General features: G+C 71.0%; 13 protein-coding genes, 1 tRNA gene and 1 pseudogene. 7 read left to right on the forward strand and 8 right to left on the reverse strand.

All coding sequences use genetic code 11. The annotated features are described in order from the left end of the window. Positions 1-378 (forward strand): hypothetical protein (locus tag VJN29_RS12440; protein WP_324143962.1); only part of this gene is annotated, 378 nt, incomplete at its 5' end. Between the two features lie 138 nt (positions 379-516). Here VJN29_RS12440 and VJN29_RS12445 read toward each other — a convergent pair. The 6 genes and pseudogenes from VJN29_RS12445 to VJN29_RS12470 form a co-directional block, all read right to left on the reverse strand. Further along, positions 517-609, reverse strand: a pseudogene (locus VJN29_RS12445) (Rho termination factor N-terminal domain-containing protein); the annotation flags it as partial. A gap of 326 nt (positions 610-935) precedes the next feature. Continuing rightward, positions 936-1,889: a homoserine kinase gene (thrB, locus tag VJN29_RS12450; protein WP_324143950.1), complete on the reverse strand. Its 954-nt coding sequence runs from the start codon at positions 1,887-1,889 to the stop codon at positions 936-938. Between the two features lie 2 nt (positions 1,890-1,891). After that, entirely contained in the window at positions 1,892-2,986 is a 1,095-nt protein-coding gene (gene thrC / locus VJN29_RS12455) for a threonine synthase (protein WP_324143951.1), read from the reverse strand. Further along, the gene (locus VJN29_RS12460; protein WP_324143952.1) at positions 2,986-4,368 is read right to left on the reverse strand and encodes a homoserine dehydrogenase; all 1,383 of its coding nucleotides are present in this window, start codon (positions 4,366-4,368) and stop codon (positions 2,986-2,988) included. Before VJN29_RS12460 ends, thrC begins: the two co-directional genes overlap by 1 nt. Before the next feature lie 126 nt (positions 4,369-4,494). Beyond that, the gene (gene lysA, locus VJN29_RS12465) at positions 4,495-5,913 is read right to left on the reverse strand and encodes a diaminopimelate decarboxylase (protein ID WP_324143953.1); all 1,419 of its coding nucleotides are present in this window, start codon (positions 5,911-5,913) and stop codon (positions 4,495-4,497) included. 2 nt (positions 5,914-5,915) lie between these two features. Continuing rightward, positions 5,916-6,728 carry a DALR anticodon-binding domain-containing protein gene (locus VJN29_RS12470; protein ID WP_324143954.1) on the reverse strand — a complete coding sequence of 271 codons (813 nt, stop codon included), beginning with the start codon at positions 6,726-6,728 and terminating at the stop codon, positions 5,916-5,918. Positions 6,729-6,905: 177 nt separating this feature from the next. Here VJN29_RS12470 and VJN29_RS12475 point away from each other — a divergent pair. Next, positions 6,906-6,977 (forward strand) — tRNA-Arg (locus VJN29_RS12475). Between the two features lie 277 nt (positions 6,978-7,254). Here the strand turns inward: VJN29_RS12475 and VJN29_RS12480 are convergent. Beyond that, positions 7,255-8,961 carry a SulP family inorganic anion transporter gene (locus tag VJN29_RS12480; protein ID WP_324143955.1) on the reverse strand — a complete coding sequence of 569 codons (1,707 nt, stop codon included), beginning with the start codon at positions 8,959-8,961 and terminating at the stop codon, positions 7,255-7,257. Between the two features lie 227 nt (positions 8,962-9,188). Here VJN29_RS12480 and VJN29_RS12485 point away from each other — a divergent pair, with 227 nt between their 5' ends. Continuing rightward, positions 9,189-9,500, forward strand: a complete 312-nt coding sequence (locus VJN29_RS12485) for an antibiotic biosynthesis monooxygenase (protein WP_324143956.1) — start codon at positions 9,189-9,191, stop codon at positions 9,498-9,500. A gap of 132 nt (positions 9,501-9,632) precedes the next feature. Here VJN29_RS12485 and VJN29_RS12490 read toward each other — a convergent pair whose 3' ends face one another. Next, a complete protein-coding gene (locus VJN29_RS12490; RefSeq protein WP_324143957.1) occupies positions 9,633-10,025 on the reverse strand; it encodes a hypothetical protein in 393 nt (130 codons plus the stop codon). A gap of 102 nt (positions 10,026-10,127) precedes the next feature. Between VJN29_RS12490 and VJN29_RS12495 the strand changes: the two genes are divergently transcribed. The 4 genes from VJN29_RS12495 (at position 10,128) to gndA (ending at position 14,861) form a co-directional block, all read left to right on the forward strand. Continuing rightward, on the forward strand, positions 10,128-10,775 hold the full coding sequence (locus VJN29_RS12495; RefSeq protein ID WP_324143958.1) for a hypothetical protein: 648 nt from the start codon (positions 10,128-10,130) through the stop codon (positions 10,773-10,775). A 42-nt stretch (positions 10,776-10,817) separates the two neighbouring features. Then, entirely contained in the window at positions 10,818-11,426 is a 609-nt protein-coding gene (locus tag VJN29_RS12500) for an ASCH domain-containing protein (RefSeq protein ID WP_324143959.1), read from the forward strand. A gap of 6 nt (positions 11,427-11,432) precedes the next feature. Then, complete coding sequence (nhaA, locus tag VJN29_RS12505) at positions 11,433-12,767, forward strand: Na+/H+ antiporter NhaA (protein WP_324143960.1); 1,335 nt, start codon at positions 11,433-11,435, stop codon at positions 12,765-12,767. Positions 12,768-13,265: 498 nt separating this feature from the next. Then, positions 13,266-14,861 carry an NADP-dependent phosphogluconate dehydrogenase gene (gene gndA / locus VJN29_RS12510; RefSeq protein WP_414654355.1) on the forward strand — a complete coding sequence of 532 codons (1,596 nt, stop codon included), beginning with the start codon at positions 13,266-13,268 and terminating at the stop codon, positions 14,859-14,861. Positions 14,862-15,297: the final 436 nt, after the last annotated feature.

The raw sequence follows: 15,297 nt of genomic DNA on the forward strand, positions 1-15,297 counted from the left end.
CGGCTGCCGGTCCTGCTGTCGATCCGGCTGCCGGTCCTGCTGGCCCTGCTGGCGATCGCGACGGTCCCGCCGCTCTCGCTGGCGTCGGCCGCCCTCGCGGTCCTGCCCCTCGCGGTCCGAACGCGGGGACTCGGCCCCATCCTCGGTAGGAGCCGCGCCACGGTCCTCGCCGCGGTCGACCGCCCCATCCCCGCGGCGCCCCTCGTGACGAGCCTGGCCGCGCTCCGCACGGGCCGGCGGGGCGGAGGTGTCCCGGCGGTCGCCCTCCGTCTGGATCCGGCCGCGATCCTGATCGGCGCCGTGCGACGACACGGCTGCGACGGCGGCAGCCGCCCGCTCGGCACGCTCGGAGTCGACTCGGCCACTCGGAGCGGCTGACTCCGTCGGGCCCGCTGCAGTCCCAGAGGTGGGTTCGGCGGCGCCGGCAGGCCGCACTGCCCGGCGAGAAGGGCGGGCTGGGGCAGTCGGAGCCGATGGGGCGCTCTCGGCTGCCGGCGCTCCGCCGGACTGCCGCGCCTTGATGGCCTCGACGAGATCGCTCTTGCGCATCTTCGCCGTGCCCTTGATGCCCATCGAGGTCGCCACGGTCTTCAGCTCGTCCAGCTTCATTGCGGACAGACCAGACACCGGACGGGTGGTTGTTTCTGACACGAAGGATCCTTCCCCCTCGTTTGCGGCCCGGGAGATTCCCAAGAGGCCGGACTGGGCCAGAGATACTGGCTGATCGAGATCCACGTCGGCGCGCAGCGCCCAGAGGCGAGCGCCTCAATGTGGGGGTGGTACACCAGCCTGCGTTTCCATGCGGCCGTGGTGCGGCCCAACTCTAGCATCGCCGTGACCCCTGCTCGCACCGCACCGCAACACACCCGCCTGACGGCTGCCGCCCCCGGCAGCAGGGGCAGGCGCTCGATGGGGCGGGTGCGGTGCGGCTGGGGTCAGGGGACGACCGCGGCGCTGACTCCGGTGGCCGGGATGCCGGGGGTCAGCCGGTCCCAGTGCCCCAGCTCCGAGGGGACGACGACGTCTGCCCATCGCGCCGTTGTCGTCAGGACGAGGACGGTGGGCCCGGCACCGGAGACAACTGCAGCGTGTCCCTCGGCCCGGAGCGCGTCGACGAGGCGCATCGACTCGGGATACGCCTCCCGGCGGGCCTCCTGGTGCAGCCAGTCGCGCGTAGCCGCGTGCAGATGCGCGGGCTCCGCGGTCAGGGCGTGGACGAGGAGCGCTGCCCGACCGCTGTTGGCGGCGGCGTCCTTGAGTGGCACAGCCTCCGGCAGGACCGACCGGGCGTGCCGGGTTGCCAGCTGCTGGTCCGGCACGAAGACGACGACCTCGACGTCCGGGTGGAGCGCGGGTCGCGCGGTCACTGTGACCGCCCCGAGATCGGCGCCCGACCCGTCCGGCATCCAGCTCACCGTCAGGCCGCCGTAGACGCTCGCGGACGCGTTGTCCGGATGCCCCTCCAGCACGCTCGCGATGTGGGTCGCCACCCCGAGGTCAACGGGCACGGTGGCCCCGGGAGCCGGCTCAGCGGCATACGACAAAGATTGTGCCGCAACGACGCCCGCGACGATTGCGGTGGCGGATGACCCCAGTCCGCGCCCGTGTGGCACGCCGTTGCACGCCTGCAGCCGCAGGCCGACGGGAGCGACCGCGCCGAGCGTGTCCCACGTGTGCCGCATGGTCCGCACGACGAGGTGTGACTCATCCGTGGGCACGTCAGCGGCCCCCTCCCCGGTCACGGACACCTCGAGACCCGGGGTGTCGAGGGCGGTGGCGACGTACTCGTCCCAGAGGCCGAGCGCGAGGCCGATCGAGTCGAAGCCGGGGCCGAGGTTCGCGGCGCTCGCGGGGACGCGGATCCGCACGGAGCGCGCCGCGGTGGGCATGGTCAGCCCTCGAGCCCGAGAGCCCGCGCCGCGGTGTACGCGTCGACGGGAACCCGGATCGGGGTCACCTCGGAGCCGTCGGGGGTGCGCAGGGCCCACTGCGGGTCCTTCAGGCCGTGGCCCGTGACGGTGCAGACGATGCGCGCCCCCGTCGGCACCAGGCCCGCGGCATGGCTCGCGAGGAGGCCCGCGACGGAGGCGGCCGAGCCGGGCTCGACGAAGACGCCCTCCTCCGCGGACAGGAACCGGTGCGCCTCGAGGATCTGCTCGTCCGTGACCGCCTCGATCCGGCCGCCGGACTCGTCACGCGCGGCGATGGCCTGCTCCCAGGAGGCGGGGTTGCCGATGCGGATCGCGGTCGCGACCGTCTCCGGGTTGTCGACGGGGTGGCCGAGCACGAGCGGTGCGGCGCCCGCAGCCTGGAAGCCCCACATCCTCGGCAGTTTCGTCGCAGGCCCGGGGAGGTCGCTCACGCCGGGGTCGGCGCAGTACTCGCGGTAGCCCTTCCAGTAGGCGGTGATGTTGCCCGCGTTGCCGACCGGCAGGCAGTGGATGTCCGGAGCGTCGCCGAGCGCGTCGACGATCTCGAAGGCGGCGGTCTTCTGACCCTCGATGCGGGCGGGGTTGACGGAGTTGACCAGCTCGACGGGATAGGCCTCGGCGAGCTTGCGGGCGAGGGTGAGGCAGTCGTCGAAGTTCCCGTCGACCTGGAGCAGGGTGGCGCCGTGGGCGATCGCCTGGCTCAGCTTGCCCATGGCGATCTTGCCCTCGGGGACGAGGACGCCGCAGGTCATTCCCGCCTTGGTGGCGTAGGCCGCAGCCGACGCGCTCGTGTTGCCGGTGCTGGCGCAGATGACGGCGCGGGCACCGTGCTGGGCAGCGACCGAGATCGCCGTCGTCATGCCCCGGTCCTTGAACGAGCCGGTCGGGTTCAGCCCCTCGTACTTGAGGTGGACCTCGGCGCCCACCCGCTCGGACAGCTTGGCCGCGTGGATGAGCGGCGTCCCACCCTCGTGGAGCGTGACGACGGGAGCGCCCTCGAGGAGGGGCAACCGGTCGGCGTACTCGCGGATCACGCCGCGCCACTGGTGAGCCATCAGAAGCCCTCCACCCGCATGACCGAGTTGACGCCGCGGACCACCTCGAGGTTGCGGAGGCTCTCGACGGTGGCGGACAGCGCGGCATCCGTGGCTGCGTGAGTGACGATGACGAGGTTGGCGCGGGCGTTGGTGTTGCCCGCCAGCTCGTCGCCGTTGCGATGCTCGCCGCTGCGCTGTTCGCCGTCGCGCTGCTCGCCCTCGCGCTCCCCCGGCACCATCTGCTGGCGCACCGTCTCGATGGACACGGCGTGGTCTGCGAAGGCGGCCGCGACCTTGGCGAGCACGCCCGAGCGGTCGGCGACGTCGAGGCTGACGTAGTAGCGCGTCTGCGCATCACCCATCGACAGGATCGGCAGGTCGGCATAGCTCGACTCACCAGGACCGAGGCCACCACCGACCCGGTGACGGGCCACGGCGACCAGGTCGCCGAGGACGGCGGAGGCCGTAGGGTCGCCACCGGCGCCCCGGCCGTAGAACATGAGCTGGCCAGCGGCGTCTGCCTCGACGAACACCGCGTTGAACGCGTCGCGGACCCCGGCCAGGGGATGCGACCGAGGGATCATCGCGGGATGGACCCGCACGGAGACCCCGGCGTCGGTCCGTTCGCAGATGGACAACAGCTTGACGACGCAGTCCATCTCACGAGCCGCCGCCACATCGGCCGGCGTGACCTCGGTGATGCCCTCGCGATGGACGTCGCTGCCGGAGACGCGAGTGTGGAACGCGAGCGAGGCGAGGATCGCAGCCTTGGCGGCCGCATCGAAACCTTCGACATCGGCGGTGGGGTCAGCCTCCGCGTAGCCGAGCGCCTGAGCCTGCTCGACCGCGTCCTCGAACCCGGCCCCCGTGGTGTCCATCTTGTCGAGCACGTAGTTGGTGGTGCCGTTGACGATGCCGAGCACCTTGCGCACGTCGTCACCGGCCAGGGACTCGCGCAGGGGCCGGAGGAGTGGGATCGCGCCGGCGACCGCGGCCTCGTAGTAGAGGTCCACCCGGTGCTGCGCGGCCGCGGCGTAGAGACGGGGTCCGTCCTCGGCGAGGAGGGCCTTGTTGGCCGTCACCACGGACGCACCGTGCTCCATCGCACGCAGGATGAGCGAGCGCGCGGGCTCGATGCCTCCGATGACCTCGACGATGATGTCGGCCCGCGTCACGAGCTCGTGGGCGTCCGTCGTGACGAGCGAGGGGTCGACGCCGAGGCCGGAGCGGTCCCGTCCGGCTCGGCGCACCCCGATGCCGACCAGCTCGAGGGGTGCGCCGACCCGGGCCGCCATGTCGCCGGCGCGCTCCGTCAGGTGACGGGCGACCGCACCACCGACGACACCGGCTCCGAGGAGGGCGATGCGGAGGGGCTTGCTGGCGCTCACATCACGGTCCACGTGCGAATCCTCCCGTTGGGGCCCGCGCCGGACGTCCATCGTTTCGCGATCCGGACAGGGTGACGCAGGATCTCCGTGACCCACACCAGCCCAGTCCTCAGCCCAGACCCCAGCCCAGTCCCCCGCTCAGACATCGAGTGCCAGCAGGTCGTCGATCGTCTCCCGGCGCACGATGACCCGGGCGGCTCCGTCCCGCACGGCGATGACGGGGGGCCGGGGCGTGTGGTTGTACTGGCTCGACAGCGAGCGGCAGTAGGCACCGGTGCCGGGAACCCCGACGAGGTCTCCCGGTCCGATGTCGTCGGGGAGGAACTCGTCCATGACGACGATGTCACCGCTCTCGCAGTGCTTGCCGACGACCCGACCAAGGACCGGTGCAGCGTCGGACCGGCGGTTGGCCACGGTGCACGAGTAGTCCGCCGCGTAGAGCGCGGTCCGGATGTTGTCGCTCATCCCGCCGTCGACCGACACGTAGAGCCGGCTTGCGCCCCCGTCGAGCTCGACCGGCTTCACCGTGCCCACCTCGTAGAGGGTGAAGGTGCTCGGTCCGGCGATCGCCCGTCCGGGCTCGACCGAGATGCGCGGAATGGCCACGCCGTCGGCCCGGCACTCGCGCTCCACGATCTCCGCCATGCCCGCAGCGAGGGCCTTCGGGGGCTGGGGGTCGTGCTCGGTGGTGTAGGCGATCCCGAAGCCACCGCCGAGGTCGAGCTCGGGCAGCTCGACGCCGAGCTCGCGCGCCACATACGTGTGCAGGCCGAGCACCCGACGGGCGGACACCTCGAACCCGGACGTGTCGAAGATCTGCGACCCGATGTGACTGTGCAGCCCGAGCAGCTGGAGGGTCTGCGGACGGGCGAGGACCCGTCGGACCGCCTCCATCGCCTGGCCCCCAGCGAGGGAGAAACCGAACTTCTGGTCCTCGTGGGCGGTCGCGATGAACTCGTGGGTGTGCGCCTCGACGCCCACCGTGACCCGGACGAGCACTGGCGCAACGACCCCCAGCTCAGCGGCCACCGCGGAGACGCGCTCGATCTCCTCGAACGAGTCGACGATGATGCGCGAGACGCCGTACGCCAAGGCGGTGCGGATCTCGGCGACGCTCTTGTTGTTGCCGTGCATCCCGATGCTCGATCCCGGCACGCCGGCGCGCATGGCGACGGCGAGCTCCCCGCCGGTGCACACGTCGAGGAACAGGCCGTCGTCGCGGATCCACCGGGCGACCTCGGTGCACAGGAAGGCCTTGCCGGCGTAGAAGACGTCGGCGCCGCCGCACAGGTCGTCGAACACCTCTGCGTACGCCTGCTTGAACTCACGCGCGCGAGAACGGAAGTCGTCCTCGTCGAGCACGTAGGCGGGCGTGCCGAAATCGCGCGCCAGCTCGACGACGCTCACCCCGCCGACCGTGAGGACTCCGCTGGCGCCCCGACCCACGGACGAGGCCCAGAGGGACGGGACGAGCGCGTTGACGTCACCGGGTGGTTCGAGCCACGTCGGCCCGCGGTAGCCCTCGGCATGGAGGGCGCCGGCTTCATGTGCGCGCATCTCTACATCCTCTCGGGGGCCGGGGCACCGAGACGCGTGAGTCCATTGCGCAAGACGATGGCAGCCGCGGCGGCGAGGGCCAGTCGTGCCCCGTGGATCCCGGTCACGCGCTCGTCGACGCTCATCGGGCGGATCGGCTGGTCCCAGGCATCGGCCCTGGCGGCGAGGTCGCCGACGGCCCGGACGTGCTGCGCCCGGTCTCCTGCATGCCGGTCCACCCGCTGTGGGAAGTCCGCCAGCGCCACGAGCAGCAGCCGCTCGGCGACGTGACCCAGGTCTTCGCGGCGGTCGGACGGGCGGATCGCGACTCCGGCCGCACGAGCGTTGCGAATGAGGCGGTGGAGCCTGGCGTGGGCCAGCTGGGCGGGGCGGAGGGCCGGGTCGCTGCCGAGCCAGGCCGGCAGGTCCGCACGATGACCGTCGAGGCCGACGACCGGGACGCGCTGACCGGGCGGCAGCCCGTAGGTCGCCTCGTGCTCGAGCACCTCGTCGATGATGGCGGAGCGGTCAGCGTTGGCGAGGGTGAGGGAGAGCAGCCCCGAGGGCGCCACCTCGACGGCAGCGATGGAGTCGTGGTCGACGAGGCGTTTGGCGAGGACCCGGCCGAGCTCGAGTGGCTCGAGGTCGAGCTCCGGCGCCCACCGCTGCGCAACGGGTGTCACCCAGTCCGCCACGACGCCGGCCGTGCGTCCGTCGACGGGCCGGAAGATCGGTCCCGCCGGCGGCCCGGCCTCCGCCTCGTCGGGCAGCTCGCCGACGCGCGCGGCAGTGGCGGCGACCTGCTCGAGCAGCCGGCGCAGCGCCTCGGGAGTCATCCCGCGAGTCTATTGACCACATCAGAGACACCATGCCGTATGCCGCTGAGCTCCTCCGGGACCACCTGCCGTTCCGCTCCTCCCGCCCGCCCCAGCGGCACGTGCGTGGTGGCGGCTGCATTCCGCGATCCGGCCTCGGTGCTGCTAACCTCACGTGGCGCACGAAAGTGCACGACCGCCCCCGTAGCTCAGGGGATAGAGCACCGCCCTCCGGAGGCGGGAGCGCAGGTTCGAATCCTGCCGGGGGCACCCACGAAAAGGGCCTCTGAACTGCGGAAACGTGGATCAGAGGTCTCTGGCATGCAGCCCGCGTGCACCAGTGCTCCTCGCGCAGCAACCTTCACGTCGACATGGGGCGTCCGTGGTCACACGCGCCGACATGCCGGGTCTCTGCGGTGTGGACGCGCAGGTGACCGCGAGCGCTCCTCGCGACGACGACGAACGCTCGCGACGCGCCGCACAGATCGAACCGGTTGCGCGCGCGGGGTCGCCAACGGACGAGCCCACCGGGAGCCGTCTCAGCAGCTCAGCCGTCGAGCTGCGCCTCGACCGCACGGTGCACGTTGCCGTGGATGTGGTCGACACCGAGACGCTCGGTCACCCCTTCCCGGTCAAGCACCGCGCGGACACCCGGCTTGACCCGGGCGAGCCGGAGGGTGACGTCCGCCTGACGGCAGAGCACCAGGAGGTCGTCAATGGTCGCCGAGCCCTGCGAATCGAGGAAGTTGATGCCTTCGCAGTCGAGCACCACGCAGCGGGGGCCCTCGGACTGGATCACGGTGCGGATCCGGTCCTCCAGGGCATCCGCGGTTGCGAAGAAGAGGCCGCCGTCGAGCCGGACGACGGCTACGCCCGGGATCTGCTCGTCGTCCGGGTTCTCGATGACGTCCCGGAACACCTGGGTACCGGGCTCCCGTCCCAGAGTCGGCATCTGCGGGTGCGTGGCGACGGCGATGAGCCACAACAGCGACAGGCCGATCCCCAAGATGACGCCCGCGAGCACACCGAGGGCCAAGGTGCCGAGAATGGCAACGATCGCGACCCAGAAGTCGAACCGCTTGACCCGGTACATCCGGCGCATCTCGGGAAGATTCATCATCCCCATGACGACGGCCTCGATGATCAGCGCGCCGAGGACCGGCTTGGGCAGCTGCGAAAAGAGCGGCGCCAGGAACAGCAGCGCCAACAGCACGGTGACGCCGCTGGTGATCGACGCCAGCCCGGTCTTGGCCCCCGCACGGTCGTTGAGGGAGCTGGCCGACAGACTCGTCGAGACGGGCATACCGTGCACCACCCCCGAACCGATGTTGGCCGCGGCCTGAGCCACCGACTCCTGGTCCACGTCGATCTGGTAGCGGTGCTTGGCCGCGAAGGCGCGCGCGTCGCCAGCGGTCTGCGAGAAGCCGATCAGCATCAGCGCGACGGCGGCGACGACCGCGGTCCCGCCGTGGTCGAGGAGCAGCGACGGGCTGGGGACGTCGAAAGACGGAAGGCCGCTCGGGACGTCGCCGACGAGAGCGACACCCTTGTCGCCGAAGTCGAAGAGGTACGACCCGATGAGGCCTCCGATGACGAGGACCAGCGCTCCCGGGGCGCGCGGTGCCACGTGTCGGATGCCGAAGACCACGACGAGTGACACGACCCCGACGGCGAGCGTCGGCAGGTGCGTCTCGCCGAGAGAACCCAGCCAGGAACGGAACTCCTGGAACGAGTTCGTGCCGGAGGTATCGGTGCCGGTGATCTTTGCGAGCTCCCCGATGACAACATCGATCGCCGCGCCGAAGAGGAACCCGGTGACCACGGCCCGGGACAGGAACTGGGAGATCCAGCCCATCCGCAGGATCGCGAGCAGGAGGAAGAGGAGCCCGGAGATCAGGGTGATCCCCGCCACGAACGTCGCGACGTCGCCCGGCGCGGTGAGTCCCGCGGTCGCCACCGCGCTGGCCGCCACCGCGGCCAAGCCGGAACTCGGCCCCATCGAGATCTGTCGACAGGTGCCGAAGATGGCGTAGAGGATCGCGCCTGCGGCGGCGGCGTACAGGCCGTTCTGGAGCGGGACACCCGCAATACCCGCATATCCCAGGTTCTTCGGCACGATGAGCGCCGCCACGGTCACGCCGGCGATCACGTCAGCCCGAAGCCAGCTCCGGTCATAGTCGCGGAGCCAGCCGACGATCGGCAGGAATCGGGCGATCCCGGGGGCGGCGGGCGGAGCGGACTCGACGGTGCTCATCGGAGCACCCGCACGACGAAGCCCATGTCCAGTCCTCCTTGCTCGATGTCATCCGACACAGGGACGAGGGGGTCGTTCTCCGGATCAGCTCCGCGATGTCCCTCGACGATGGTCGCGCGACCCGGCCCAGGAGGGCTAGCAGCAGGACCCAGCAGCAGGACCCAGCAGCAGGACCCAGCTCGGCAAGGGCCAGCTGCTCACCCGGCCCAGCCGCATACGGTTGACCCATGTCCATCGTGAAGATCAACGCCATCTCCGTCCCCACGGCGGCGGCCGCCGAGCTCGAGCGCCGTTTCTCGCAGCGTGCCGGGGTCGTCGACCGGTCGCCCGGCTTCCTCGGGTTCCAGCTGCTGCGGCCGGTCCAGGGTGACGAGCGCTACTTCGTCGTCACGCAGTGGGAGGACGAGGAGTCCTATGCGGCCTGGCGTGATGGTGACGCGCGAGCCGCTCACTCGGGCGAGCACGGCGCACCCGTCGCGACGGCGGCGGAGCTGCTCGAGTTCGAGGTGGTCCTCGACGTGCGTCCCCCGAGCGGCTGAGCCGGCGGAAGGCGCCGGGACCTTCGTCCCTTGGCCCGCCCGGCGGCACGCGTGACGATGAGAGGCGACCGCACGAGTGTGGCTCGCCGGGCAGCAGGCACCCGGCGAGCCCTTCGTCGTGATGCGGGTGGCTCAGGTGAAGCTGAGCAGGGCGAGGGCGTAGGCGTCCTCGGCGTCCTCCGCCGAGAACAGCCGGTCACCGTCAGGAGTCGCGATGGTGACGCACCAGCCACGTTCGCGGGGGGTCAGCGCGAGGAAGCGATGCCCCAGGAGGTCGCGCAGCTGGTCCTCTCGTGGCAGCCAGATCGCCTTGTCGAGGGTCACCGAGTCCAGCGCCCACTCCGTCGTGCCGTTGAAGCCGAGAATCGGCTGCCCCTGGTAGGTGTGCACATCGATGGTCAGCTCGCTGATCCAGAACACGTCGTCGAGCAGGGTCGGCTGGTCGATCATGAAACGGTCGCCCGGCTCGGGCTGCCAGAGCACGCCCTCCGCCATGAGCCGGCGGGCCAGGTCGACGCTGATCATCGGCCCACCGTACGTGGCGCGACGCCTCCCGCGATGCGCACGAGGGTGCCGCCGCACGATCCCGGCGTTGACCGCTGAGCCCCCGGAGACGACGCTGATGCCATGGTCCGCACACCGCTTCGCGACCTCACGCTCGTCGATGCGGTCCGCGTCAGGGTCACGCTCGAGGGGCCGGACGTCGCGGAAGAGGTGTACCTCCTCGATCTCGAGCTCGTCGACCCGGCACCGGCCCACGACGACGCGACCTACCTGTCCGCGCTCTCGCAGGTCGTCGAGCTGATGGACACACCGGAGGGCTGCATCGTGCGCATCGGCCGCGAGCACCGACTCGGGGCCCGCTCGGCGAGCGCGCTCGACGTCGACGTGTCGCTGCCGAGGCCGACCCTCAGGGTGGACGAGACGGATCCCACCGAGCGGAACGTGCAGCACCAGGCCGTGGAGGCCGCGGTTGCGGCCGCCTTCCGGTCCGTCATCGACGAGTTCCCCTCGGCGCCGACCACCGAGCTCGGACGTGACGAGGCGCTGGAACTGGCTCGGCGGCGCGTCGCCGAGGCGTCTCCGGACGCTGGCGCTGCGGGGCTCTCGGTCACCGCAGAGGAGCACGCGAACGCGCAATGGGCGGTGCGCCTGACCGACGCGAATGCCGCCGGCTACGAGGTGCGGGTGGGCTTCGCCGGCGGCCATCCCGGCACCACGCACGTGCGGCGGATCTGGACTCGTGAGGTGTTCGACTCCGTGGGCGCCTCATAGGCGTAGAGCCGGCGACGAGAGCCACTCTGGCACCATGACCGTGTGTTGATCTCCAAGCCGATCGCCGAGGGAATCAGGGACGGTCGCGTGAGGACGCTGTACCGCCGCTGGGATGCCCCACGGATCAGGGCCGGCGGCACGCAGCTGACGTCGGCCGGCGTGGTCACCTTCACCCGGGTCGTGCAGGTCAAGGACCTGGACCGGATCTCCGACCGGGCGGCCCGGGCCGCCGGCATGAAGGACGCCGCGGCCCTGCGCAAGGCGCTCGCCCCGAGGAACCGCAAGCCGAGCGCCCGAGGCAGCAGAGGCGGCGAGAACGTCTACCGGATCCACGTGACCTGGGCCCGGGAGGACCCGCGGACCGCCCTGCGCGAGCGGATCCCGGATTCCACGGAGCTGGCGGAGATCGGGCACCGCCTGGCTCGGCTCGACGCCCGGCCGACCGGGCCATGGACCCGCGAGATCCTCGCGTGGATCCGCGACAACCCGCGCGTCGTCTCCAAGGAGCTGGCAGCCCTGCGAGGGGTGGAGCTGCTGCCGATGAAGGCGGACATCCGCAAGCTCAAGTCCCTCGGTCTGACGATCAGCCACGACGTGGGATACGAGCTGTCCCCACGGGGGACCGCCTACCTCGACCACGTGGAGGGGTGATCGGCGATGCCAGATCAACGACCCGTTCCCGACGCTGCAGGCGACGACAACGCGAGCCACAGCGAGAACGACAACGACAACGGGAACGACAACGGGAACGACAACGAGAACGGGCACGACAACGGCCGGACGCTCTTCGGGCCGCTGACGAAGGGCGGCGAACGCAACTTCCTCGACACGCTTCGGGCCGAGAACGTCGGTGCCCTGCTCCTGCTCGTCGCCAGCGTCATCGCGCTCATCTGGGCCAGCTCCCCATGGGCGTCGACCTACCAGGAAATCTCGGACACACGGGTGGGCCCGGCCCGGCTCGGCCTCGACCTCACCATCGCGACCTGGGCGACGGACGGGCTGCTCGCCTTCTTCTTCTTCGTCGTCGGCCTCGAGCTCAAGCGTGAGTTCGTCGTCGGCGAGCTGAGCAGTCCCCGACGCGCGGCGCTGCCCGTCATCGCGGCGCTCGGCGGGATGGCTGCGCCAGCGGCGATCTACCTTCTCGTCAACACCGTGGCTGACGGCGAACCGGGTGGTTGGGCAGTGCCGACAGCGACCGATATCGCGTTCGCCGTGGCGGTCATCTCCGCGTTCGGCCGTCGGCTCCCGACCTCGTTGCGCGCGTTCCTGCTCACGCTCGCGGTCGCCGACGACTTCGGCGGGATCATCATCATCGCCGCGGTCTTCGCCCACGGGTTCAACGTGCTCTGGCTGCTCGCCGGCCTGGCGTGCATCGCCGCCTTCGGCTGGCTGGTGCGGCGCCGGGCCAGCCCCGCGCTGCTGTTCATCCTGGGGGCGCTGGCATGGTGGGCGGTGCACTCATCGGGGATCCACGCGACGATCACCGGAGCCGCCCTTGCCTTCACCGTGCCCGCGGTCCCTCGCGACGATGAGAGCGAGTCAGCCGCAGAGCGGTACGAGCACGTCTGGCGACCCTTCACCGCAGCGTTTGCCGTGCCCGTCTTCGCCTTCTTCGCGGTCGGCATGCCGGTGGACGCGGGCATCCTGCGCGATGCCTTCGGCAGCCCGATCGCCCTCGGCATCATTCTCGGCCTCGTTCTCGGCAAGCCGATCGGCATCGTCTCGGCGACCCTCCTGGGCGCTCGGCTCCTACGACTACATCCCGACGCTCGAGGAGCGTGGAGCGACCTGCTCGCCGTGTCGTGCACCGCCGGCATCGGCTTCACCGTCTCGCTGCTCATCAACGAGTTGACCTTCGACGGCAGGTCGGAGGAGGTCGGCAAGTCAGGGGTCCTGATCGCCTCGCTGCTCTCTGCAGCACTCGCCGCCGTCTTGCTGGCCTGGCGTTCCCGCGTGCACGAGCGACGCGGCGAAGCGTTGCCCCCCAGCTGAGGCCGCAGCAGTTCCGTGGTGGCCCCGCGCCTGGTGCGTCGGTGGCGAGGTGATCCCCTATGCGCCGCGCATCACCGAGATCTCGACCAGCCATCCGGAGATCATCGAGATCGGGTACCACTGCCGCGACTACTTCGTGAAGCAGTGGGACCGCGTCACGCACGTGCACTGGGCACCGCTCGCGCACTCGACGCATCTGCGCGGTTCCGGGACCTACGACGGTGAGCCGGCACCTCCCAGACCCTGGTCGAGCCAACAGCGTCGCCGGTCGGCTTCGTCAACGTCATGCTGGCGCCGCACGGCACGTGCCGGGTCTCGCAGTTCGCCGACGTGATGATGCTCAACCGCTACTACGGTTGGTACGTCAACACCGGCGACCTGGCCGGTGCCGAGCGTGCGTGGACCGAGGAGCTCTCCGGATGGGCGACCAAAGGCAAGCCGATCATCATCAGCGAGCACGCCGCCGACACGCTCCCCGGCAACCACGCGCCCACAGCCATGGAGCGAGGAGTACCAGGTCCAGTACCTCGAGATGAACCACGCGCCGGGGGTGCACAGTCCGCGCCGGCGCAAGGCGACGATGCACGACCGGCCGGCTCAGCGGCAGGCGGCTTCATCCACCTCCGAGACCTTTCCCCCGAAGGAGCAAGAGTGAGCGACTCAGCCACAGCGAACATCGGTGTCATCGGCCTGGCCGTCATGGGCAGCAACCTCGCCCGCAACCTCGCGCGTCACGGGCACACGGTCGCGGTGTTCAACCGGACGCATGCGCGCACCCTCGCTCACCTCGAGTCCCATCGCGCGGACGGCACGTTCGTCGGGGCGGAGGCCCTCGAGGAGTTCGTCGCCTCCCTCATGCGGCCCCGCCGGATCATCATCATGGTCCAGGCCGGCGCGGGCACCGACGCCGTCATCGACCAGCTCAGCCCACTGCTCGAGGAGGGCGACATCGTCGTCGACGGCGGCAACGCCCACTTCGAGGACACGCGGCGTCGCGAGGCGGCCCTGCGCGAGGTCGGCCTCCACTTCGTCGGCGCGGGCATTTCGGGCGGCGAGGTCGGCGCCCTCGAGGGGCCGTCGATCATGCCGGGGGGCTCGACGGAGTCGTACGAGGCGCTCGGGCCGATCCTCGAGTCGATCGCGGCCAAGGTGGACGGCGAGCCGTGCTGCGCCCACATGGGTCCCGACGGCGCCGGCCACTTCGTCAAGATGGTCCACAACGGCATCGAGTACGCCGACATGCAGTTCATCGCCGAGGCCTACGACGTGCTGTCGGCGTCGGGCCTCACGGCCAGCGAGGTGGGCGACGTCTTCCGCGAGTGGAACACCGGAGAGCTCGACTCCTTCCTCGTCGAGATCACGGCCGAGGTCCTCGACCAGGTCGACGCGCCGACGGGGCGGCCCCTCGTCGAGCTCATCGTCGACGAGGCCGAGCAGAAGGGCACCGGCCGCTGGACCGTGCAATCCGCCCTCGAGCTCGGCGTGCCGGTGTCGGCGATCGCCGAAGCGGTCTTCGCGCGGTCGGCGTCAGGGGACCGGTCGGTGCGCCAGGCCGCGCGCGGCGTCCTCAGTGGCCCCGACCGCACGTGGCCGGCCGAGGCGCCGGACAGACGGCAGCTCGTCGACGACGTCCGCGACGCCCTGTGGTCCTCCAAGGTGATCGCCTACGCGCAGGGCCTCGAGCAGATCCGCACGGCGAGCGCGAACTACGGCTGGGACGTCGACATCGCGACGGTCGCCCGGATCTGGCGCGGCGGGTGCATCATCCGCGCACGGCTGCTCAAGCAGATCAGCGACGAGTACGCCGCCGGGCGACTCGCCACCCTCCTCGTGGCCCCGAGCATCGAGCGCAGCCTGGCCGACCGCCAGGACTCCTGGCGTCGAGTCGTCGCCAGCGCGACGACTGCCGGGGTGCCGGTGCCCGGCTTCTCCAGCGCCCTCGCCTACTACGACACCATCCGCGCCGAGCGGCTGCCGGCCGCGCTCGTCCAAGGGCTGCGCGACAACTTCGGCGCGCACACCTACCGCCGAGTCGACCGCGAGGGCACCTTCCACACGCTGTGGTCGGCTGATCGGTCGGAGGTCGAGATCTGAGCGGTGCCTCTGCTCTTGGGTGAGAGTGCGCCCTGTCCCTGATATCGCCCCGTGTGCACGCTCCGCTCCCACCCGAGCTCGCACCGTCGGCCGACGCCATTGCGGGGCAACTCCGTGATCGTATGCCGCTGGCCTCGGTCGGGGCCCAGGCGTGGCCTTCACCGGGGCGAGGTCTCAGGCCTCCTCCTCGCGCTCGCCGTCCGTGCGCTCGGGGCCAGGCTCGGGGAGACGCAGATCACCGCGAGCACCCGGTCGGCCTCGTGGGTCGCCACCTCGACGACGGGCGCACCGATCGCCGCCGCCACCTCCCGGGCGCCGTGCAGCTCGTCACGAGGGTGACCACGCGATGTACCGTGCGAACGGTCCGGACCGCTGCTTCTTCTGCAAGGACGAGCTCTTCAGCCGGATCTCGGACGAGGTGGCTTATGCCCAGGGG

It is taken from the genome of Intrasporangium sp., assembly GCF_035280925.1.
Classification (GTDB): domain Bacteria; phylum Actinomycetota; class Actinomycetes; order Actinomycetales; family Dermatophilaceae; genus Intrasporangium.

Excerpts from the sequence above, each read along its gene's own strand:
- thrB (WP_324143950.1), bottom strand. The coding sequence starts at position 1,889 with ATGCCCACCGCGGCGCGCTCCGTGCGGATCCGCGTCCCCGCGAGCGCC.
- VJN29_RS12490 (WP_324143957.1), bottom strand. The coding sequence starts at position 10,025 with ATGATCAGCGTCGACCTGGCCCGCCGGCTCATGGCGGAGGGCGTGCTC.
- thrC (WP_324143951.1), bottom strand. The coding sequence starts at position 2,986 with ATGGCTCACCAGTGGCGCGGCGTGATCCGCGAGTACGCCGACCGGTTG.
- VJN29_RS12480 (WP_324143955.1), bottom strand. The coding sequence starts at position 8,961 with ATGAGCACCGTCGAGTCCGCTCCGCCCGCCGCCCCCGGGATCGCCCGA.
- gndA (WP_414654355.1), top strand. The coding sequence starts at position 13,266 with ATGGAGCGAGGAGTACCAGGTCCAGTACCTCGAGATGAACCACGCGCC.
- VJN29_RS12495 (WP_324143958.1), top strand. The coding sequence starts at position 10,128 with ATGGTCCGCACACCGCTTCGCGACCTCACGCTCGTCGATGCGGTCCGC.
- VJN29_RS12470 (WP_324143954.1), bottom strand. The coding sequence starts at position 6,728 with ATGACTCCCGAGGCGCTGCGCCGGCTGCTCGAGCAGGTCGCCGCCACT.
- VJN29_RS12485 (WP_324143956.1), top strand. The coding sequence starts at position 9,189 with ATGTCCATCGTGAAGATCAACGCCATCTCCGTCCCCACGGCGGCGGCC.
- nhaA (WP_324143960.1), top strand. The coding sequence starts at position 11,433 with ATGCCAGATCAACGACCCGTTCCCGACGCTGCAGGCGACGACAACGCG.
- lysA (WP_324143953.1), bottom strand. The coding sequence starts at position 5,913 with ATGCGCGCACATGAAGCCGGCGCCCTCCATGCCGAGGGCTACCGCGGG.